This window comes from Mesorhizobium sp. B2-4-1, from assembly GCF_006442185.1.
In the GTDB taxonomy this organism is placed as follows: domain Bacteria; phylum Pseudomonadota; class Alphaproteobacteria; order Rhizobiales; family Rhizobiaceae; genus Mesorhizobium.
The window spans coordinates 89,324-108,340 of the sequence record NZ_VFVN01000008.1 but is presented as its reverse complement, the minus strand read 5'-3'; the positions used below and the strand labels follow the sequence as shown (position 1 = coordinate 108,340).

Sequence of the window (19,017 nt, the reverse complement as noted above, 5' to 3'; positions counted from 1 at the left end):
TCAGACGGCCTCGGCCGCTGCCTTGCCGGTGAGCAGCGCGCGCGTTGCCGCGGTCACATCCTGCTGGCGCATCAAACTTTCGCCGACCAGGAAGGTGCCGATGTCGCTCTTCTGCAATCTGAGGCAGTCGTCATGAGAGAAGATGCCGCTTTCGCTGACCAGCAAGTAACCGCCCGGAATCATCGCCCGCAGTCGTTCCGAGGTTTCGAGACGGGTCTCGAATGTCCGCAGATTACGGTTGTTGATGCCGATTAATTGCGACGACAGCTTCAGTGCGCGCTCCGTCTCGGCCTCGTCGTGGACCTCGATCAGCGCATCCATGCCGAGTTCGAATGCCGTCGCTTCAAGCTCGCTCGCCAAATGGTCATCGACGCTGGCCATGATGATCAGGATGGCGTCCGCCCCCCAGGCGCGAGCTTCATGGACCTGATAAGGATCGAACAGAAAATCCTTGCGCAGCGCGGGCAGGGTGACGGCGGCTCTTGCCTTGGTGAGAAATTCCGGCGCGCCTTGGAAAGACGGTGCGTCGGTCAGCACCGAAAGACAGGCGGCGCCGCCTTTTGCATAGGCCCGCGCGAGCGCTGGCGGATCGAAGTCGGCGCGGATCAAGCCCTTGGACGGGCTTGCCTTCTTGATCTCGGCGATCAGAGCGAAGCCGCCGGATCTGCGCTTCGCCTCAAGTGCTGTGAGAAAGCCGCGCGGCGCGTCAGTGTCTTTCGCCCGCGCCTTGATCTCGGCCAGCGGCACGCGCGCCTTGGCCGTCGCGATCTCGTCGCGCTTGTAGGCCTCGATCTTGCGCAGGATGTCCGACATCTGTCTAACCGTTCGAAATCTCGACCAGCCGGTCGAGCACCTGCAGCGCCCGGCCGCTGTCGATGGCTTGCACCGCCGTCGCCATGCCGTCGGCGAGCGTCGTCGCCTTGCCCGCCACCACCAAGCCGCCACCGGCGTTCATCAGCACGGTGTCGCGAAAAGCGCCCCCGGCGCCACCCAGCATAGCGCGCAAAGCCTCGGCGTTGTAGGCAGCGTCGCCGCCGCGCAGTTCTTCCTTGGTGTGACGGGCCAGGCCAACCGCTTCGGGCGTCAAGGTGAAGGTGCGGATCTCGCCGCCGATCAGTTCGGCGACATGCGTTTCGCCCGTGGTGGTAATCTCGTCGTAGCCATCACCATGAACGACCCAGGCATGCTCGGTGCCCAGCGCCTTCAGCGTCTCGGCCACCGGTATGATCCATTCCGGCATGAACACGCCGACCATCTGCCGGCGCACGTCGGCCGGGTTGGAGAGCGGACCGAGCAAGTTGAAGATGGTTCTGGTGCCGAGCTCCACGCGGGTCGGGCCGACATGCTTCATCGCCGGGTGATGTGCCGGCGCGAACATGAATCCGACGCCAGCCTCGTGGATGCAGCGGCCGATGGCCTGCGGCGTGAGATCGATCTTGACGCCGAGCGCGGTCAGGACGTCGGCCGCACCGGTCAGCGAAGACAACCCGCGATTGCCATGCTTGGCGACCGGAACCCCGCTGGCGGCGATGACGAAAGCGGATGCCGTCGAGATGTTGACGGAGTGCGAATTGTCGCCGCCGGTGCCAACGATGTCGATGGCGCCGACAGGTGCGTCGACGCGAAGCATCTTGGCGCGCATGGTGGCGACGGCGCCGGAAATCTCGTCCACCGTCTCGCCGCGCACACGCAACGCCATCAGGAAGCCGCCGATCTGGCCGGGCGTAGCATCGCCCGACATGATGATGTCGAAGGCCTCGCGCGCCTCGTCGAAGGACAGGGCGGTGCCGGTCGCGACCTTGGCGATATGGGTTTTCAGCGCGCTCATCTTGTCGAGGCTTGGGCAACGGCAGCCTGGTCGACGCGGACGCCGTACTGCGTCTGCAACTGCGCCACCAACTGGTCGAGCAGATCGTCCGACATGCCGGAGGTGAAGGACTTGCGCGCGTCCTCGGGCACCGAACTGGCATCGGCCCCGGCGGGTTCGAACACCTCGGCGACCTTGAACAGGATTTGCGCGTCGCTGGTGGGAGAGGGGATCAGGCCGGTGCCGCCTTCGCCGACGCCGAACATCACCGCTGCACCTTCCTTGCCGAAATCGGCGTCGTCGGCTTCGCGCTTCAGGCCACGCTTGGTCTGCTTTTCCAGCTTGAGCTCGCCGGCAATGACGTCGAGCGTTGCGCCGGCCTTGAGCCGCTTTTCCAGCTCCTGCGCCTTGGCGGTCAGCCGCTTGGCCGTCTCGGCCGCGGTCCAGTCGGCAACGACCTTCTGGCGAACTTCGTCCAGCGTGCGGTCGCGGGCCGGCGTGATCGAAGCCACTTCATAGAAAATGAAGCCGTTATCGGCCGTGGTCAGCGCCTCGTTTTCAGTATTCGGTTCGGCATCGAAGGCAGCCTTGATCAGGGCCGGCGATTCCGGCAGATCCTTGACGATGGAGCCATCGGGCCGCAGGCCACTGCGATCGATCGCGTCGACAGTGACGACCTTCAGCTTCAGCTTGGCGGCGGCGTCGGCCAGCGAACTGCCGGCGGCGCGACTGTCCTCGTAATTATCATGCACGTCCAGAAGGATGCGGTTTGCCTCGCCCAGCGCCAGGTCCTTGCGGATCTGGTCCGACACTTCGGCCAGCGGCTTCACGACTTCGGGCTTGATCTCGGTGACGCGCAGCAGCACGGGACCAAAGGCACCCTGCACGACAGGGCTGACCTCATTGACGTTGAGCGCAAAAGCAGCGTCGGCGACCGCCTTGTCGGCGATCTTGTCCTTGGCGAGCGTTCCGAGCAGCGTGTCGGCCGGGGTCTTGCCTTCCGCAGTGACGAGCTTGTCGAAGGTTGCGCCGGACTTCAACGAATCGAGCGCGGCCTTGGCCTCGTCCGGCGTCTTGAACACAAGCTGCTCTATGGTGCGCATCTCGGGAGTGGTGTAGCGCGCCTTGTTCTTGTTGTAGTCGTCGCTGACCTGGGCGTCGGTCACCGAGCTCGTGTCCATGATGTCCTGCGGCTCGAGCCTGACATAGGAAAACTTGCGGTATTCGGGCGCGGCATAGGTCTTCTTGTTGGCCTCGAAATAGGCCTGCAGCGCGCTGTCGCTCGGCGCCTCGATGGGTTCGACCAGCGCCTTCGGCAAGGTCAGATAGTCGACCGTACGATCCTCGCCACGGTACAGGGCCACCGCCTTGAAGAAGGTGTCAGGCGCCTTGAGGCCGTCCGAAACCGCCTCGACGATCTGCTGGCGCACCGCGACCTGGGCACGATTCTTCAAATAATCCTCCGGGCGCATGCCGACCTCACGCAGCCTGTATTCGAAGGCTCTCCGGTCGAACTGTCCGCCGGGGCCCTTGAACGCCGGATCCTCGCGGGTGAGTTCCGCCAGCCGGTCCTTGGACAGGCCAAGGCCGAGCTTGCGAGCCTGTTCGTCGAGGACCGCGCCCGAAACAAGCTGCGCCAACACCTGGTTGTCGACGCCGAGCGCCTTTGCCTGTTCGTGGGTGAGGCGCTGACCGAACTGCTGCGACATGACGGCGAGCTGGCGGTCATAGGCGAGGCGGTATTCGTTGATCGACACCTTGGTGCCGCCGGCCGTGATGACGGAGTCGTGGCCGGCAAGGCCACCCATCAGCCGTCCCGATACGCCCCAGACCGCAAAACTGACCACCAGCAGCGAAAGCAGTAACTTCGCGACCCAGGTGCCCGCCGCGCTTCTCAATATACCAAGCATCGTTACTTCCGATTTATGCGCATTTTCGGATGCGCCGAGTCTGAAACAAGCGCAATAGCGCCCTTCCGGTCCACTGTCGATTGCTTTGTGGCTTGATTTTGGTAGTGAGAACGCCAGCCGAATGTCACCCGGAGAAGCAAACGATGACGCCAGGAATTCGCCCGCTCGTCGCAGGCAACTGGAAAATGAACGGTACCAGCGCCTCGCTCAACGAACTCAGGATGATCGGCAACGGTTTCATGAGCGGACTCGACGCAGACACCGAGGCGCTGGTCTGCGTTCCCGCGACCTTACTCGCCCATGCCGCCGAGATTCTGTCGCGTACGCCGGTTCATGCCGGCGGTGAGGATTGCCACGCCAAGGAGAGCGGCGCCTATACCGGGTGCATCTCCGCGGAGATGCTGAAGGATGCGGGCGCGACCCACGTCATCGTCGGCCATTCCGAATGCCGCGAACAGCGCGGCGAGGATGATGCGACAGTTCAGGCCAAGGCCTCCGCAGCCTGGCGCGCCGGGCTTGTGGCCATTGTCTGCATCGGCGAGACGCGGCAGGAGCGCGAAGCGGGCGCGACGCTGGACGTGCTGTCACGCCAGGTTGCCGGTTCGGTGCCGGCAAGCGCTACCGCGTCCAACACGATCGTTGCCTATGAGCCGGTGTGGGCGATCGGCACCGGCCTGACCCCGACCGTCGCCGATGTAGCCGAAGCGCATGCGCATATTCGCGAAAAACTGTCGGAGAAGCTCGGCGCCGCCGCGGGCAAGATGCGCATTCTCTATGGCGGTTCGGTCAAGCCGTCCAATGCAGTGGAACTGCTTGGGGTCAGGAATGTCGACGGCGCGCTGGTTGGCGGGGCCAGCCTGAAAGCGGCCGACTTCCTGGGCATCGCGGAAGCCTATCGCAGCATCTCCTGATGACTTCGCGCGGCGCCGAAGCGGGCGCGGCGCACGGGAAATCGTTGTAAAGGACGCCTTGCTTCCCATATTCCGGCCACGGGCTTGGAAATGCCGTGAAAGCATTGTATTGAGCCGCCTCCAATTCCCCGGTCGTGTCCGCGGCCGGGCAGGGCATTGCCAGGATAAACTATGCAAACCGTACTGATCGTCATCCATCTCATGGTCGTTCTGGCCCTTGTCGGCGTTGTGCTGCTGCAGCGCTCCGAAGGCGGCGGCCTTGGCATTGGTGGCGGATCTGGCTTCATGACGGCGCGCGGCGCCGCCAATGCGCTGACCCGGGCGACGGCGATTCTGGCGGCCGCTTTCTTCGTGACGTCGCTGACCTTGTCGATCATTGCCCGCTACGGCGAGAAGCCGATCGACATTCTCGACCGCGTTCCCGCAACATCGGACGGCGCCGGCAAGGGCGTACTCAACCAATTGCCTGGCACGACCACCCCGACGCCGCCTTCCGGCAACGCCGCGCCGACGCCGCCTTCCGGCAACGGAGCCGCGACAACGCCGCCAGCCAATGCTCCGGCCACGCCGCCTGCCGCCGGCTCGACGCCGCCGGCGACCAACGGCACCAGCACCGCGCCCGCGGCCCCGCAGGTTCCGAACCAGTAATCCGGGTTCGTTCAAGGGCTATCTGACAGGGAGCGCCGGCGTGCGAACGCCGGCATTCTGCGTCGTTACAACCGAACTGCGCTCGGTTCCGGTCCTCGCCGCCGGGCTCTCGGCCCGCTCTGATCTCTTACACTCAGCCGATCTGTTGTCGTTTGACCACAGTCGCGGCAAATGCGGCGGCATCACGAAGATTCGACGGGAAGTGCAGCGGCCTCGCGCTTGAGGCGCCCGCGCTTATTCGACTATAGATTGCGCGCGGCATTTTCGGTGTCCTTGGGGGATGCCGGGCGACGCCGTGGGCAACAAATATTGAACGATCGGATCTTCGCCATGCAGCTTCGCAGCTTCATCTTCCTGGGACTTTGCGCCGCACTCGGCATGAGCTCCCCGGCTTTCGCCGGCGTGCCAGCCAATTTGGCCGCCAATCAATCGGTCGGCAAGACCGATGCCATCAACGTCGCAGCCAAGAGCGATGCGGCGCAGTTGAGGCTTCTCAAGAAGAAGAAAAATCCGACACCGGACGATCTCGCCCAGATCAAAAAGATCGAGGCCAAGATCGTTGCCGACAAGGAAGCCGCCAAGGCCAAGGCGCTGGAAGCCAGGAAGATGGCGATGCGCGAGGCGGCGAAAGCGAAGGCCGAGGCGGAACGGCAGGCGTTCCTGGCCAAGAAAGGCAAGACTGCCCCGGCGACCGAAGTGGCCGCGGCCAAGCCGGCCAAGAAGATCACGAAGATCATCGAGCCGTTGACGCCGATCGAGCCGATTCCTTCGGCCGAACCGGAATCGGCCGAGGTGATGAACGTTGCGCTGACCGGCAACAATGGCGAATTGCGCAGCGAGCTGCCTGGCCAGAAACAGCGCACCGGCGGCGGCCTGTTCGCCGGACTGTTTGGCGGCCAGATGGCATCGTCCTCGATTAACTATCTGCCTGAGACCCGTGCGCTGGATTCGGCGCTCGCCAGGAAAAACGCCAAGAAGCCGTTCAAGGTGAAGCCGGAGTTCGTGCCACAGGACGTGGAATTCACCGGTTACGAGGCCGGCACGATCGTCATCGATACCAGTGCCCGCCGGCTCTATCTGGTGGAATCATCGTCCACCGCCCGCCGCTACGCCATCGCGGTCGGCCGCGAAGGATTGCAGTTCAAGGGCACCGTGGCGGTCGGCGACAAGCAGGAGTGGCCACGCTGGATCCCGACGCTGGACATGCAGAAGCGCGAGCCCAAGCATTATGCCCAGTACAAGGACGGCATGCCCGGCGGCGGCCAGAATCCGCTCGGCGCCCGCGCCATCTACCTCTATGACGGCAAGAAGGACACGCATCTGCGCATCCACGGCACCATCGCGCCGCAGTCGATCGGAACCAGCGCTTCCAATGGCTGTTTCCGCATGATGAACGAGCACGTCATGGACCTCTACAGCCGCGTCAAGGTCGGCACCAAGGTCGTCATCATCTGACGTTTGCAGCAGCTTGCCAAAAGGGCCGGTTCAGCCGGCCCTTTTGTTTTGCCTCGCTCTCGGTCGCGTTCCAGTGGAACGGGCCAGCCCGTTCGACATGGGCCTATCCGAAAACCGGATCCCATTTTCGGATCACGGTTCGAGCGCCTTGTTGGGAAAAAGCCTTAGCGGCGGTTTTTTCTCTGGCGGAATCAATCCGGCCGCGTTAAGCGATGACTCCCATGGCGCGATATGTATTCATCACAGGCGGCGTGGTTTCCTCACTTGGAAAAGGCATTGCCGCAGCGGCCCTCGGGGCTCTCTTGCAGGCGCGGGGCTATCGCGCACGCATAAAAAAACTCGATCCCTACCTCAATGTCGATCCAGGCACGATGTCGCCGTATCAGCATGGCGAGGTGTTCGTCACAGATGACGGCGCGGAGACCGATCTCGATCTTGGCCATTACGAGCGGTTCACTGGCCGTTCCGCCAACCAGCAGGACAACATCACCACCGGCCGCATCTACAAGAACATCATCGAGCGCGAGCGGCGCGGCGACTACCTCGGCGCCACCGTGCAGGTCATCCCGCACGTCACCGACGAGATCAAGAATTTCGTCCTCGACGGCAATGACGACTATGATTTCGTGCTGTGCGAAATCGGCGGCACCGTGGGCGACATCGAGGCGATGCCGTTCCTGGAGGCAATCCGCCAGCTCGGCAACGACCTGCCGCGCAACAACGCCGTCTATGTGCATCTGACGCTGATGCCCTATATCCCGACCGCGGGCGAATTGAAGACCAAGCCGACCCAGCATTCGGTCAAGGAGCTGCGCGGCATCGGCATCGCGCCCGACATCCTGCTCGTCCGCGCCGACCGGGCCATTCCCAAGGAAGAGCGTAGAAAACTGTCGCTGTTCTGCAATGTCAGGGAAAGCGCGGTCATCCAGGCGCTCGACGTGCCGCACATCTACGACGTGCCGATGGCTTACCACAAGGAAGGGCTCGATTCGGAAGTGCTGGCCGCGTTCGGCATCGACCCCGCGCCGAAGCCGCGCATGGAGCCGTGGCAGGCCGTGTCCAACCGCATCCACAATCCGGAAGGCGAGGTGACCATCGCCATCGTCGGCAAATATACCGGCCTCAAGGACGCCTACAAATCGCTGATCGAGGCGCTGTCGCATGGCGGTCTGGCCAACCACGTCAAGGTCAAGCTCGACTGGATCGAATCGGAAATCTTCGAGAAGGAGGATCCGACGCCCTGGCTGGAAAAGGTGCATGGCATCCTGGTGCCCGGCGGTTTCGGCGAGCGCGGCTCGGAAGGCAAGATCCTGGCTGCGAAATTCGCGCGTGAGCGCAAGGTGCCGTATTTCGGCATCTGCTTCGGCATGCAGATGGCCTGTATCGAGGCGGCGCGGTCGCTGGCCGGGGTCGATGAGGCCTCCTCGACCGAATTCGGCCCGACCAAGGAGCCGGTCGTCGGCCTGATGACGGAGTGGCTGAAGGGCAACATGCTGGAGAAGCGCCGGGCAACCGGCGATCTCGGCGGCACGATGCGGCTCGGCGCCTATCAGGCCGAGCTCGCCAAGGGTTCCAAGATCGCCGACATCTATGGCGACACGCAGATTTCCGAGCGTCACCGCCACCGCTACGAGGTCAATATCGACTATAAGCAGCGGCTGGAGGATTGCGGCCTGGTGTTTGCCGGCATGTCGCCCGACGGCGTGCTGCCCGAAACGGTCGAATACCCCGACCATCCCTGGTTCATCGGCGTGCAATACCACCCCGAGCTGAAGAGCCGGCCGCTCGACCCGCATCCGCTGTTCGCCAGCTTCATCGAGGCGGCGGTCGAACAATCGCGCCTGGTATAGGCGCGCCAGGCGGGGTTCGGCATCCGATGCAGACCTACGTCGCCCTTCTCTACAGCATCGTCCTGGGAGAAGGGCGCCGGGTCGTGATGTCCGACCTGAAGGCGATGGCGGAAGGCCTCGGGCTGAAGAATGTCCGTACGCTCGTGGCGACGGGCAATCTTGTCTTCGAGGCGCCGGCGACGGACGTCGCCGGTCTCGAGCAGCGTCTGGAGGCCGCCTTCAAAAAAGCTTTCGGCCGACATGTCGATATCATCGTGCGCGCTGCCGAAGATTGGCTGAGGCTCGCGGCCGGCAATCCGTTTCCGGCTGAATCCGCCGAGACCGGTGACCAGGTGGCGGTCCGGATAATGCGCAAGCCCGTGCCCGATGATGCGGCGGCGGCGCTCGAGACCTATGCCGCCGCCGATGAGAAGGTGATGTCACGCGGCGGCGACATCTGGGTCGTCTTTTCGCGGGAACGACCGAGTTCACGGCTGCTCGCGGCCGCCAATCACAAACGCCTGGGCGTCGGTACGTCGCGCAACTGGAACACGGTGCGCCGGTTGGCCGAGATGGTAGGAGCAGGCAGTAGGCAGTAGGGGGAAGCCGTCTGCTTTCCCTACCTTTCCTGCCTACTGCCCCATTTCAGGCCTTCGCCGTCTTGGCGCCGGCACCCACGGCGGCGGTGCGCAGCACGTAGTAGATGATGCCGGCAATCCCGACGCCGAAGAACCAGCCATAGACGCCCCACCAGGATGGCAGCCAGTTGGTGAAGTTCGGCAGGATCGAGGAGAAGACGGCGCCAATGCCGGCAGCGATGAAGGCATTGACATGCCAGCCGCCCTGGAAGCGGAACTCGCCGTCCTCGCGATAAAGCGCTTCGACGTCGACCTCGCCCTTCCGGATCAGGTAGTAGTCGACCATCATGACGCCGAAGATCGGCCCCATCGTCGCGCCGATGATGTTGACGAAGGACGCAGCGCTGCCTTCCCAAGGCGCGAAGGGATAGAGCACGAGCGCGATCAGTGCCGCGATGTAGCCGCCCTTCTTGAAGTCGATCTGGCGCGGGAAGACGTTAGAGAAGTCGAAGGCCGGCGAGACGAAGTTGGCCACGACATTGATGCCGAGCGTCGCCACCGCGAAGGTCAAGGCGGCGAGCGCGGCCAGGAACCAGCTGCCGAATTTCGCCGATATCTGGTCGGGGTGCAGCAGCACCTCGTGATAGACGTCGTAAGCGGCAATGGTGGTGACGCCAGCGACCAGCGAGAACAGGATGAGATTGATCGGCAGGCCCCAGATATTGCCCTTGCGCAGCGATGCCTTGTCCGGTGCATAGCGGGCGAAATCGCAGAAGTTGAGATAGAGGGCCGAAAAATAGGTCACCCAGATCGCGGCGACGGCGAACAGCGACGTCCACGATCCCGGCGTACCTGGCACGCCCGCATCCTTGGTCTTTTCGAGCAGCACCTCCATCGGAATGTCACTGGTGAAGGCGAAGGTCCCGGCTTTGACACAGAGATAGACGGCCAGGATCAGCATCATCACCCACACGGCTGGCCCGGCCCAATCCTGGAAGCGGCGCACCGTCTCCATGCCGTTCTGGATAATCAGCAGCTGCAGCGCCCAGATGACCACGAAGCAGATCACTTCCAGCCCGGAGTGGCCGAGGAAATGGGTGTTGGCGTTGAAATCGGCGAACCATTGCGAGCGGATCAGCAGCGCGACAATGGCGCCGGAAGCGGCCGCCGTCTGTGCGCCGTACCAGAAGCAGGCGACGATGGCGCGCACCAGCGCCGGTATGTTGGCGCCCCATATGCCGAACGAGGCGCGGGCGAGCACTGGGTAAGGCACGCCGGTCTTCACGCCGGCATAGCCGACCATGTTCATCAGCGCGTAGATGACGAGCGAGCCGATGCCGATGGCGATGATGAAGTTGACGAAACCGCCGCAGAACAGGAAAAGGCTGGCGGCGAGATAGTAACCCCAGAGGCTGTGCACGTCCGACGTCCAGACGTTGAAAATCGAGAATGGTCCCCAGTTTCGTATCTTGGCCGGTGCGAGATCTTCGTTATATAGATCCGGCGATGCGCCTTGTATCGTCATTGCAATTGTCCCCTTCTTGCAGCACGCGCCCTCACGCGTTGACCGTCAAGGTTACGCCTGACGCGAGGGAAGGGGCAATCGGCTGATTTGCCGGCTTTGGCCTTAAAGATATTCAATGGGGATCGCCATTGTCGCGCGGCATGATGCTTGCCCTCTGATCGGCGAGTCGGGTTCGTGGCGCTTTCAAGCGCCGGCGCGACGACATCGGAGCCGCGACGGGCAAACCTGCCCTTTTTTTGCCAAGCGTACGTTTTTTATGGAACCAAGTGGATGATGGCGCGTTTGATGGGGTTCGGTCGAACACGTCGCGACCGAGCGGGAGGATATAATGGACTATTTGCATTTTTTTTCGCCCGTGCGGATTTCACGCGGGCAGGGACACCCTATCGAGGAAATCGACAGTGTTGCCGAGGCCATGATGTTTTTGCGTAAATGGCCGACCGGGCGACGTGGCCCTGTCTATCAATGCGCGCTGAACTGCTGCGCGGCCGCCCTGTCGGGGCAGATGTCGGCTGAAGAAGCCAGGAAGGCGTTCACCGGCTTCGCCCGGATCACGCGGCTTCTGGATGACGACATGGCCTTGTCGGTGGGCAGCGAGCCAGCTGGGCGCGTGTACGCGCTGCGGCGGTAACGTTCTGAACCGGCTGTAGTCGAAAATCGGCGCCGACCCCCGGCGCCGATCGACTGTTTGTCCGTTTGCCATGGCGTCGGCGAACGCCTAATGCGGCGCGGCCCAGGATGGCCACCACCTGCTTGTGGTCGGCAACTTCGGAAAGCAGCCAATCCTGGAAAGGCGGTCCCCCGTCTTGTTCGCCGCAGTTGAAAGACTATCGACCAGGTCGCAAAACGGCGTGCCGCTCTCCTGCGGTGTAGCAAGGGGGTGCAAGCTTCCGATTTCTTGGAGCGATTTCGCCCAGCACTCGAAAAAAACGAGAAGACAGCACTTCAGGCCATAGGATTTGGCAGGCGCAGAAGGACCGCCTTCAGACTTACTGCTCGAGCGAGGGGCTTGCCTACTTCGCATATGTCGCCGATATGAGGATTGGTGGCCATACCGCCCGCATCAACCAACCAATTGACGCAAAAAATGTCGAGATACCAAGAGCATAAGGTGGCAATCGCCCCGATGATGGATTGGACGGACCGCCATTGCCGGTTCTTCCATCGCCAGCTGACTCGCCGTGCGTTGCTCTACACCGAGATGGTGGTGGCGGACGCGGTCATCCAGGGCGCGCGCGAGCGCCTGCTTGGTTTTGATGAGGCGGAACATCCGGTCGCGCTGCAGCTCGGCGGCTCCGATCCGGGGAAGCTGGCCGAGGCGGCGCGCATCGGCCAGGCTTTCGGCTATGAGGAAATCAACCTCAATGTCGGCTGCCCGTCGGACCGCGTCCAGTCCGGTACGTTCGGCGCCTGCCTGATGAAGGTGCCTGACCTCGTCGCCGACTGTGTCGCGGCGATGAAGGCGGCCGTGACCATTCCCGTAACCGTCAAATGCCGCATCGGCGTCGACGAGCAGGATCCCGAGCCGGCGCTGGATGCGCTTGCAGACGGCGTTTTCGCGGCCGGCGCCGACGCCCTTTGGGTGCATGCGCGCAAGGCATGGCTGGAGGGGCTGAGCCCCAAGGAAAACCGCGACATCCCGCCGCTCGACTACGGTCGCGTCTATCGGCTGAAGACGAGAAAAACGAGCGAATTCATCGGCATCAATGGCGGTATTCAATCGCTTGAAGAGGCGCAGACGCATCTCCAGCACCTCGACGGCGCCATGCTCGGCCGCGCCGCCTACCATACTCCAGGCATTCTGACCGGCGTCGATTCCATGTTTTATGGAGAGCGGACCGTTCCCTTCGATTTCGCCGCGCTGATCGACGTCATGGCCGGCTACGCCGCACGCCATGTCGAACAGGGCGGGCGGCTCGGTCATGTCACCCGCCACATGGTCGGGCTATTCCATGGATTGCCCGGTGCGCGCCGCTACCGCCAGATCCTCTCCACGGATGCAACGCGCCCCGGCGCTGGGCCGCAGGTGCTGAAGACGGCGTTCGCTGCGGTCGACCTCAGCGGGGCGGTCGACAAGGCCGCCTGAACCGCTTTCGCCGAACGTCAATCCCGGAGGGTCATCCGGTCGCCGCGCACGTCGAAGCCGGACAGCGAACTGATGAAGTTCATGCCGAGCAGGCTCTGGCCAAGCATACCGGGTGCCGCGACCATCACCGGCATATTCTTTCGCACGATGCCGCCGATGGCCAGTTCGTTGGTTTTCACAGCCGCGGCGCGCGCCGTGCCGTTGGCGGTCGAGACCGGTATGGTGAAATCGAGAGCGGCGGGATTGATCCCGGCTGCCTGGGCGTCCTGCGACGTCAACACGGTGCTGGTCGCTCCTGTGTCGACCACCGTGCGCACTGGCGCGCCGTTGATCAGGATGCGCGCCTCGAAATGGCCATTGTCGGCCTTGTCGAGCGTCACGGTGGCATGGCCGTCCTCGATGCCCAGCGCCAGCGGGCTGCCGGGAACAAGGCCAGCGGTTACCCGGTTGGCGAAATCCTGCAATTCGTAGCGATATTGATAGCCGGCGATCAGCGCGAGCGCGATCGCCGCCCACGCGCCGAGATTGCGCGCCATGGCGCTGAGCGGGCGGCCCGACCTTAGAAGGCCGGCGCCGATGAGCGCGCCGAAGGCGCCCAGCCAGATCAACCGGCCGAAATCATCGTTCTCGACGCCGAGCGTATTGCCGGCGGAATCGTTGAACATCAGCAGCACCGCGCCGACGCCGATGACGAGCATCAGGATCCAGAACAGGCGGTTCATGTCGGCAATCCGTTCACGAGAGCGCGTCGCGTTCCCGTGCCATACGGGTGCGGCGGGTTTCGCGGCGCGGCCGGCGCTCGACCGTCTCCAGCCTTGCAGGCAGTTGGGCCATGACGTTACGGCGCGCCTGCGCCGTCATGTCGATCCAGGCGCCGATCTCGTCCCGGGTGCGGCCGCACCCGAAACAGAAACCGGTCTTCATATCGATCGAACAGACCAGAATGCATGGGGATTCGATGGCCGTCATGAATGTTTCCTTGGCTGACTTCCACATGGTGCAACGGCATGGCCTTTGCAAGCCCTCGGGAATGCGTCGCTCGCGGCCGCTTTTACATCAGGCGCGGGAGGTTGTGCCGGCGCACGAGGGCGGCTATGCCGCTGCCATCTGCAAGGACGATTTCCACGACATGACCAGAGCACAGCCCTTCGACGATTTCCGTAACCTGCTGGCCAACCTGCCGGCGGCCGACACGACAGCCGAGGCCCGTGTGCGAACGCTGTTCGCCAAGGCGGACAAGCCAAGGAACTCGCTTGGTCGCATCGAGGATATCGCTGCCTGGCTGGCAGCATGGAGCGGCCGTGCGCCGCCGGCAGTGACGCGGCCTCTGGTCGCGGTCTTTGCCGGCAACCATGGTGTTGTCAGGCACGGCGTCTCGCCGAGAGTCGTGGCGGCGACCGCCAACGCCGTCGAACTGTGTGCGGCCGGCGGTGCAGCGATCAACCAGGTCTGCGTCGCCAACGACCTCGGGCTGAAGGTTTTCGATCTCGCCTTGCATATTCCGACAGCCGACATCACGCAGGATGCCGCACTCGACGAGCGGGGTTGCGCCGCGACCATGGCCTTCGGCATGGAGGCGATCGCCGGCGGCGCCGACCTGCTTTGCCTCGGCGATCTGGGCGTCGGCAATTCCACCGTCGCCGCGGCCCTGTTCGCGGCCGTGTTGGGCGGCAAGGGCACCGATTGGGTCGGCCCGGGCTCCGGCGCCGATGCGGCGATGCAGGCGCGCAAGGCGGAGGTGGTCGATGCGGCGCTGGCTTTCCACGCCGGCCATCTCGATGAACCGTTGGAGGTGCTGCGCCGGCTCGGTGGCCGTGAGTTCGCGGCGATAGCCGGCGCCATCCTTGCGGCACGGATGCAGAGAATCCCCGTGCTGCTCGACGGAGTTGCGGCAACGGCCGCGGCGGCGGTGCTGCATGCCGCAAATCCTGCGACACTGGATCATTGCCTGCTCGCCGGCCTGTCGCCGGAGCCCGCGCATGCGCAGGCCGCCGAGCGCCTTGGCCTTCGCCCCTTGCTTGACCTCGGCGTCGGCCACGGCGAGGGAGTAGGCGCGGCACTTGCCGCCGGCCTAATCAAGGCAGCGGCACTGACCAGTTCGGGCATGGCCGCGGCCGTTCGCGGCTAGGCCGAGCATTCGTCGCTCATTCCACGCATGAGGCGCGTCAACGCCGACGCGCCGCGACCGCCGCGGTCGGCAGGGCCGGGAGTTCCTCCATTACCCGGCTCAGCGGGAAGATGGCAATCGCCTCTGTGCCTTCGCGCAGCTTGGAATGAAGTTGGAATTCGCCGCCATGCATGGCGAGCAGGCCCTGCACGATCGGCAGACCAAGTCCGGTGCCCTGTTCGGCGCTCTTGATGGCGATCGAACCCTGGCCGAAGGCCGAAAGCACTACCGGGATCTCGTCTTCCGGTATGCCGGGGCCGTTGTCCCTGACCGAGATGTATTGTCCGCCGCCGGCCGTCCAGCCGACGCGCACGCGGATTTCGCCGCCGGTAGCGGTGAACTTGATCGCGTTGGACAAGAGGTTGAGGGTGATCTGGCGCACCGCGCGCTCGTCGGCGAACAGGCGCGGCAAGGCATGTTCGAAATCCTGAATGACGCGGATATCCTTGTTGCGCGCCTTCAACTCCATCATGTGGCAGCAATCCTCGACAATGCCGAGCAGCATCACCGGCTCTTCATTGAGCTGGTACCGGCCGGCCTCGATGCGCGACAGGTCGAGGATCTCGTTGATGAGGTCGAGAAGATGCTGGCCGGATTCGTGCACGTCATGGGCATAGTCGCGATAAGTGGGATTGCTCATCGGCCCCAGCACTTCGTTCGACATCACTTCGGAAAAACCGAGAATTGCGTTGAGCGGCGTGCGCAATTCATGGCTCATCGAGGCAAGAAAGCGCGATTTGGCCAGATTGGCATCTTCCGCGCGCCGCCGCGCCTCGTCCGACATCGATTTCGCGGTCTCGACTTCGGCGATCAGTGCGTCCTTTTCGGAGCGGAACGACAAAAGCATCAGGGAGGAGCGGTTGAGGTTCCGCGCGATATAGGCAAAGAAAGGCAGCGAAAGAACGAGCAGTACGGCCATGATCGCCCCGACCGGCATCCACAGCCTTATTTCGGCGTAGGCGTAAAGCGTCACCGGAACAGCGAAAGTCGCCAGCAACGCCCCGCGCAGGGATGAGGCCATGATAGCGGTTCCGGCCATGGCAAGCAGCAGCACCACGGCCTTGACCACCTGAAACTGGTCGACCGCGCAGGCACCGCAGCCGAGCCAGACGAACCAGCCCCAGCCGAGGCCGCACAGGAAATGTGCGAACAGGAATTCTCTCTGGGTTTGCAACGGGTTAAGATCGGACGCTTCCACGCGTTCGACGCGGCGCGCCATGAAAGCCAACATCGTGTAGCAGGTCAGGGTGAACAGCGCCCAGAGAATGATCTCATTGCCGATGCCGGCCAGCCGGCCAAGCGCGGCGATCGCCAGGACGAGCAGCGGAATGGCAATGGCCCCGCTGGTCATCGCGCGCGCATGGAGTCTCAGCAGTTCGCGATCGAAATCCGGATTGCCGGCCTGTTGCGAAAGACGGTCGCGCGTCTTGCGCACCGCGCGCGCGACATCGCTGTTGCGATGGCGTTTCCTGCGGTCCACAATGAATTTGTCCGCTGTGTTCGAGCGTTGCAAAGGCATGAAGACTTCAATTATGCGGGCGGCATTTCAAGGTGTTAAGCTACGTTCGAATGATTAACCAACCGTTTGCCATATGAGCCGTTCCTGGTCGCAAGGACCGCGCCGGCGGTACGCTGCGCCGCGCCCGCGAACCCCATGGCGCAAATTGCTGGACTATGGGCTGACGGTCATCGTTCTGGGGCTGCTGATCGTGCTTGCGGCGCGCCTCGATCGCGTGGAGACGCGAAAGACACAGGGCGTCGCCATCATCAATGATGGCGACTCGATCACGCTCGGGGCCGAACGCATCCGCATGCGCGGCATCGACGCGCCGGAATACACCCAGACCTGCCGCAAGAACGGCGCCGATTATTCCTGTGGCACGCTTGCGCGCCAATCTCTGGTGCGCCTGATCGCCGGCAGGCCCGTCATCTGCAGCGGCTGGCAGCGCGATCGTTACGGCCGGCTGCTCGGCGATTGCAAGGCGGGCGATACCGATCTCAACCGCGCACAGGTCGAGGCAGGCTGGGCGGTCGCTTTCGGCGATTACGAGAGCGAGGAAGCCATCGCGCGCGCGGCAAGGGCCGGCATCTGGGCAGGTACATTCGACCAGCCGCAAGATTGGCGCGACAGCCACCATGGCGAGTCCGTCGAGAGAAAACATGGCACGCTCGCCTCCATCGCCGATGCCGTGCGAGAGATTTTCCGCTTCTGGTAAGCCGGCGGAAGCTGAACCCTGCCGTCACCGGCAAGAACTGGAGGATCGAATGAAGCTCTTCGACGGCGGCCGGGCGCCCAACCCAAGGCGGGTTCGCGTTTTTCTGGCCGAGAAGGGAATCGCGGTTCCGCTGGTGTCCGTCGACATGGGCGCGCTGGAACACAGGCAACAGGCGGTCAGCTCGCGCAATCCACTGCGGCGACTGCCGGTGCTGGAGCTTGACGACGGCACCGTCATCACCGAGTCCGTCGCCATCTGCCGCTATTTCGAGGAACTCAATCCCGAGCCCGCACTGTTCGGTCGCGGGGCGCTCGGCAAGGCGCAGGTCGAGATGTGGCAAAGGCGGATGGAATTCAACCTGCTGACCTGCGTCGCGCAAGCTTTCCGCCACACCCATCCGGCCATGAAGGAATGGGAGATCCCGCAGATTCCCGAGTGGGGCGAGGCCAACAAGCCGAAGGCAATCGAATTCCTGCGACTTCTCGACGGCGAGCTGGGAACCCGCGAATTCGCCGCCGGCGACGCCTATTCGATCGCCGATATCACCGGGATGATCGCCATCGATTTTATGAAACCGGCGCGCATCAAGGTGCCGGACGAGTGCAGCAATGTGTTGCGCTGGTATCGGATGGTTTCGAGCCGGCCGAGTGCCGCGGCCTGAGGATGACTGCGGAACTCGAAAGCTTCGCCGCGACGGTTCGCGCCTGCCGCATCTGCGTCGACAATCCGATCGGCCGGCCACTGCCGCACGAACCGCGCCCGGTGCTGCGACCCTCGTCGAATGCCCGCATCCTGATTGCCAGCCAGGCGCCGGGAACCAAGGTGCATCTGTCGGGCATGCCGTTCACCGATGCTTCGGGCGACCGGCTGCGAGACTGGCTCGGCGTCACCAGCGAGGAGTTCTACGACACCGAGAAGTTCGCTATCGTGCCGATGGGCTTCTGTTTCCCCGGCCAGGACGCCAAGGGCAGCGACTTGCCGCCAAGGCGTGAATGCGCGCCGGCCTGGCGCGCGCCGTTGATGGGGCTCATGCCGCAGATCGACTTGGTGCTGACGATCGGCATCTACGCGCAGTCCTGGCACATGGGTGCCGCGCGGCGCCCGTCCCTGACGGAAACGGTGAGGGACTGGCGCTCCATCTGGGAGAAATCCGCTGGCCAGAAGGTGCTGCCGCTGCCGCATCCGTCCTGGCGCAACACCGGCTGGCTGAAGCGGAATCCCTGGTTTGAAATGGATTTGCTGCCTTTCCTCAGGTCGGAAATCCGCTATCGCCTCGGTTAGACATTCAGCAAGAAACCACCGGCTTTTCCGCCAATCAGCAGAATTTTTTTCTTGTGGAAGCCTATAATAACGCCGATTATGGCCAATCCATTCCTTCAGGAGCTTTCAATGGACCGCCTTGACCGAAAAATTCTCCGCCTCCTGCAGGAGGACGCGACGCTCGCGGTCGCAGATGTCGCCAAGAAAGTGGGACTGTCGACGACCCCTTGCTGGCGGCGCATCCAGAAGCTCGAGGAAGAGGGCGTCATCAAGCGGCGTGTCGCCATTCTCGATCATGAAAAGGTCAATGTGCGGGTCACCGTCTTCGTCTCGATCCGCACCAATTCGCACAGCCATGAATGGCTGCGGCGTTTTTCCGAAGTCATCCAGGAATTCCCCGAGGTGGTCGAGTTCTACCGCATGAGCGGCGATGTCGACTACCTCCTGCGTGTCGTGGTGCCCGACATTGCAGCCTATGATGCCTTCTATAAGCGGCTGATCGCCAAGATCGAGATTCGCGACGTCTCGTCCTCCTTCGCCATGGAGCAGATCAAGTACACGACCGAAATCCCGCTCGATTACATGGTGCTGGACAAGGAATCGGGCGCGAACGCGGCCTGAGCGC

General features: G+C 63.4%; 19 protein-coding genes. 12 read left to right on the top strand and 7 right to left on the bottom strand.

What is annotated here, in order from left to right; translation table 11 throughout:
- Genes trpC through FJ949_RS20875 form a run of 3 tightly spaced genes read right to left on the bottom strand, consistent with a single transcriptional unit; the run spans position 1 to position 3,717 of the window.
- On the bottom strand, positions 1 to 813 hold the full coding sequence (gene trpC, locus FJ949_RS20885; protein WP_140498658.1) for an indole-3-glycerol phosphate synthase TrpC: 813 nt from the start codon (positions 811 to 813) through the stop codon (positions 1 to 3).
- 4 nt (positions 814 to 817) lie between these two features.
- Positions 818 to 1,828, bottom strand: coding sequence for an anthranilate phosphoribosyltransferase (gene trpD, locus FJ949_RS20880; RefSeq protein WP_140498656.1), 1,011 nt, complete (start codon positions 1,826 to 1,828; stop codon positions 818 to 820).
- Positions 1,825 to 3,717, bottom strand: coding sequence for a SurA N-terminal domain-containing protein (locus tag FJ949_RS20875; RefSeq protein WP_140498654.1), 1,893 nt, complete (start codon positions 3,715 to 3,717; stop codon positions 1,825 to 1,827). Before FJ949_RS20875 ends, trpD begins: the two co-directional genes overlap by 4 nt.
- Positions 3,718 to 3,860: 143 nt before the next feature.
- Here FJ949_RS20875 and tpiA point away from each other — a divergent pair, with 143 nt between their 5' ends.
- The 5 genes from tpiA to FJ949_RS20850 all read left to right on the top strand — a co-directional run bounded on the left by tpiA (position 3,861) and on the right by FJ949_RS20850 (position 9,159).
- Positions 3,861 to 4,628 (top strand): triose-phosphate isomerase, encoded by a 768-nt coding sequence (tpiA, locus tag FJ949_RS20870; RefSeq protein ID WP_140498652.1) that lies wholly within the window; start codon positions 3,861 to 3,863, stop codon positions 4,626 to 4,628.
- 171 nt (positions 4,629 to 4,799) lie between these two features.
- The gene (secG, locus tag FJ949_RS20865) at positions 4,800 to 5,276 is read left to right on the top strand and encodes a preprotein translocase subunit SecG (RefSeq protein ID WP_140498650.1); all 477 of its coding nucleotides are present in this window, start codon (positions 4,800 to 4,802) and stop codon (positions 5,274 to 5,276) included.
- A gap of 330 nt (positions 5,277 to 5,606) precedes the next feature.
- The gene (locus tag FJ949_RS20860; RefSeq protein ID WP_140498649.1) at positions 5,607 to 6,731 is read left to right on the top strand and encodes a L,D-transpeptidase; all 1,125 of its coding nucleotides are present in this window, start codon (positions 5,607 to 5,609) and stop codon (positions 6,729 to 6,731) included.
- A gap of 212 nt (positions 6,732 to 6,943) precedes the next feature.
- Positions 6,944 to 8,581: a CTP synthase gene (locus tag FJ949_RS20855; RefSeq protein ID WP_140498648.1), complete on the top strand. Its 1,638-nt coding sequence runs from the start codon at positions 6,944 to 6,946 to the stop codon at positions 8,579 to 8,581.
- A gap of 26 nt (positions 8,582 to 8,607) precedes the next feature.
- Positions 8,608 to 9,159 carry a DUF1697 domain-containing protein gene (locus tag FJ949_RS20850; RefSeq protein WP_140498647.1) on the top strand — a complete coding sequence of 184 codons (552 nt, stop codon included), beginning with the start codon at positions 8,608 to 8,610 and terminating at the stop codon, positions 9,157 to 9,159.
- Positions 9,160 to 9,205: 46 nt separating this feature from the next.
- Here the strand turns inward: FJ949_RS20850 and FJ949_RS20845 are convergent, their stop codons facing one another.
- Positions 9,206 to 10,663 (bottom strand): NCS1 family nucleobase:cation symporter-1, encoded by a 1,458-nt coding sequence (locus FJ949_RS20845; protein WP_140498646.1) that lies wholly within the window; start codon positions 10,661 to 10,663, stop codon positions 9,206 to 9,208.
- 328 nt (positions 10,664 to 10,991) lie between these two features.
- Between FJ949_RS20845 and FJ949_RS20840 the strand changes: the two genes are divergently transcribed.
- Both FJ949_RS20840 and dusA read left to right on the top strand, forming a co-directional pair.
- Positions 10,992 to 11,294: a DUF982 domain-containing protein gene (locus FJ949_RS20840; protein WP_140498645.1), complete on the top strand. Its 303-nt coding sequence runs from the start codon at positions 10,992 to 10,994 to the stop codon at positions 11,292 to 11,294.
- Between the two features lie 456 nt (positions 11,295 to 11,750).
- Entirely contained in the window at positions 11,751 to 12,749 is a 999-nt protein-coding gene (gene dusA / locus FJ949_RS20835) for a tRNA dihydrouridine(20/20a) synthase DusA (protein ID WP_140498644.1), read from the top strand.
- A 17-nt stretch (positions 12,750 to 12,766) separates the two neighbouring features.
- On the opposite strand, the gene FJ949_RS20830 is transcribed toward dusA, so the two are convergent.
- The gene (locus FJ949_RS20830; protein WP_140498643.1) at positions 12,767 to 13,471 is read right to left on the bottom strand and encodes a TIGR02281 family clan AA aspartic protease; all 705 of its coding nucleotides are present in this window, start codon (positions 13,469 to 13,471) and stop codon (positions 12,767 to 12,769) included.
- A 13-nt stretch (positions 13,472 to 13,484) separates the two neighbouring features.
- Positions 13,485 to 13,718, bottom strand: a complete 234-nt coding sequence (locus FJ949_RS20825) for a DUF1289 domain-containing protein (RefSeq protein ID WP_140498642.1) — start codon at positions 13,716 to 13,718, stop codon at positions 13,485 to 13,487.
- A gap of 160 nt (positions 13,719 to 13,878) precedes the next feature.
- On the opposite strand from FJ949_RS20825, the gene FJ949_RS20820 reads away from it, so the two are divergent.
- Positions 13,879 to 14,877 (top strand): nicotinate-nucleotide--dimethylbenzimidazole phosphoribosyltransferase, encoded by a 999-nt coding sequence (locus FJ949_RS20820; protein ID WP_140498984.1) that lies wholly within the window; start codon positions 13,879 to 13,881, stop codon positions 14,875 to 14,877.
- Positions 14,878 to 14,914: 37 nt separating this feature from the next.
- On the opposite strand, the gene FJ949_RS20815 is transcribed toward FJ949_RS20820, so the two are convergent.
- Positions 14,915 to 16,435 (bottom strand): HAMP domain-containing sensor histidine kinase, encoded by a 1,521-nt coding sequence (locus FJ949_RS20815; RefSeq protein ID WP_140498641.1) that lies wholly within the window; start codon positions 16,433 to 16,435, stop codon positions 14,915 to 14,917.
- Between the two features lie 73 nt (positions 16,436 to 16,508).
- Here FJ949_RS20815 and FJ949_RS20810 point away from each other — a divergent pair, with 73 nt between their 5' ends.
- The 4 genes from FJ949_RS20810 (at position 16,509) to FJ949_RS20795 (ending at position 19,013) form a co-directional block, all read left to right on the top strand.
- Positions 16,509 to 17,132: a thermonuclease family protein gene (locus tag FJ949_RS20810; protein ID WP_140498640.1), complete on the top strand. Its 624-nt coding sequence runs from the start codon at positions 16,509 to 16,511 to the stop codon at positions 17,130 to 17,132.
- Positions 17,133 to 17,181: 49 nt separating this feature from the next.
- Positions 17,182 to 17,793, top strand: coding sequence for a glutathione S-transferase (locus tag FJ949_RS20805; RefSeq protein ID WP_140498639.1), 612 nt, complete (start codon positions 17,182 to 17,184; stop codon positions 17,791 to 17,793).
- A 2-nt stretch (positions 17,794 to 17,795) separates the two neighbouring features.
- Positions 17,796 to 18,413: a uracil-DNA glycosylase family protein gene (locus tag FJ949_RS20800; protein ID WP_224518976.1), complete on the top strand. Its 618-nt coding sequence runs from the start codon at positions 17,796 to 17,798 to the stop codon at positions 18,411 to 18,413.
- Positions 18,414 to 18,521: 108 nt separating this feature from the next.
- Positions 18,522 to 19,013: an Lrp/AsnC family transcriptional regulator gene (locus tag FJ949_RS20795; protein ID WP_006205209.1), complete on the top strand. Its 492-nt coding sequence runs from the start codon at positions 18,522 to 18,524 to the stop codon at positions 19,011 to 19,013.
- Positions 19,014 to 19,017 lie beyond the last annotated feature (4 nt).

Excerpts from the sequence above, each read along its gene's own strand:
- trpC (WP_140498658.1), bottom strand. The coding sequence starts at position 813 with ATGTCGGACATCCTGCGCAAGATCGAGGCCTACAAGCGCGACGAGATC.
- trpD (WP_140498656.1), bottom strand. The coding sequence starts at position 1,828 with ATGAGCGCGCTGAAAACCCATATCGCCAAGGTCGCGACCGGCACCGCC.
- FJ949_RS20875 (WP_140498654.1), bottom strand. The coding sequence starts at position 3,717 with ATGCTTGGTATATTGAGAAGCGCGGCGGGCACCTGGGTCGCGAAGTTA.
- tpiA (WP_140498652.1), top strand. The coding sequence starts at position 3,861 with ATGACGCCAGGAATTCGCCCGCTCGTCGCAGGCAACTGGAAAATGAAC.
- secG (WP_140498650.1), top strand. The coding sequence starts at position 4,800 with ATGCAAACCGTACTGATCGTCATCCATCTCATGGTCGTTCTGGCCCTT.
- FJ949_RS20860 (WP_140498649.1), top strand. The coding sequence starts at position 5,607 with ATGCAGCTTCGCAGCTTCATCTTCCTGGGACTTTGCGCCGCACTCGGC.
- FJ949_RS20855 (WP_140498648.1), top strand. The coding sequence starts at position 6,944 with ATGACTCCCATGGCGCGATATGTATTCATCACAGGCGGCGTGGTTTCC.
- FJ949_RS20850 (WP_140498647.1), top strand. The coding sequence starts at position 8,608 with ATGCAGACCTACGTCGCCCTTCTCTACAGCATCGTCCTGGGAGAAGGG.
- FJ949_RS20845 (WP_140498646.1), bottom strand. The coding sequence starts at position 10,663 with ATGACGATACAAGGCGCATCGCCGGATCTATATAACGAAGATCTCGCA.
- FJ949_RS20840 (WP_140498645.1), top strand. The coding sequence starts at position 10,992 with ATGGACTATTTGCATTTTTTTTCGCCCGTGCGGATTTCACGCGGGCAG.
- dusA (WP_140498644.1), top strand. The coding sequence starts at position 11,751 with ATGTCGAGATACCAAGAGCATAAGGTGGCAATCGCCCCGATGATGGAT.
- FJ949_RS20830 (WP_140498643.1), bottom strand. The coding sequence starts at position 13,471 with ATGAACCGCCTGTTCTGGATCCTGATGCTCGTCATCGGCGTCGGCGCG.
- FJ949_RS20825 (WP_140498642.1), bottom strand. The coding sequence starts at position 13,718 with ATGACGGCCATCGAATCCCCATGCATTCTGGTCTGTTCGATCGATATG.
- FJ949_RS20820 (WP_140498984.1), top strand. The coding sequence starts at position 13,879 with ATGACCAGAGCACAGCCCTTCGACGATTTCCGTAACCTGCTGGCCAAC.
- FJ949_RS20815 (WP_140498641.1), bottom strand. The coding sequence starts at position 16,435 with ATGCCTTTGCAACGCTCGAACACAGCGGACAAATTCATTGTGGACCGC.
- FJ949_RS20810 (WP_140498640.1), top strand. The coding sequence starts at position 16,509 with ATGAGCCGTTCCTGGTCGCAAGGACCGCGCCGGCGGTACGCTGCGCCG.
- FJ949_RS20805 (WP_140498639.1), top strand. The coding sequence starts at position 17,182 with ATGAAGCTCTTCGACGGCGGCCGGGCGCCCAACCCAAGGCGGGTTCGC.
- FJ949_RS20800 (WP_224518976.1), top strand. The coding sequence starts at position 17,796 with ATGACTGCGGAACTCGAAAGCTTCGCCGCGACGGTTCGCGCCTGCCGC.
- FJ949_RS20795 (WP_006205209.1), top strand. The coding sequence starts at position 18,522 with ATGGACCGCCTTGACCGAAAAATTCTCCGCCTCCTGCAGGAGGACGCG.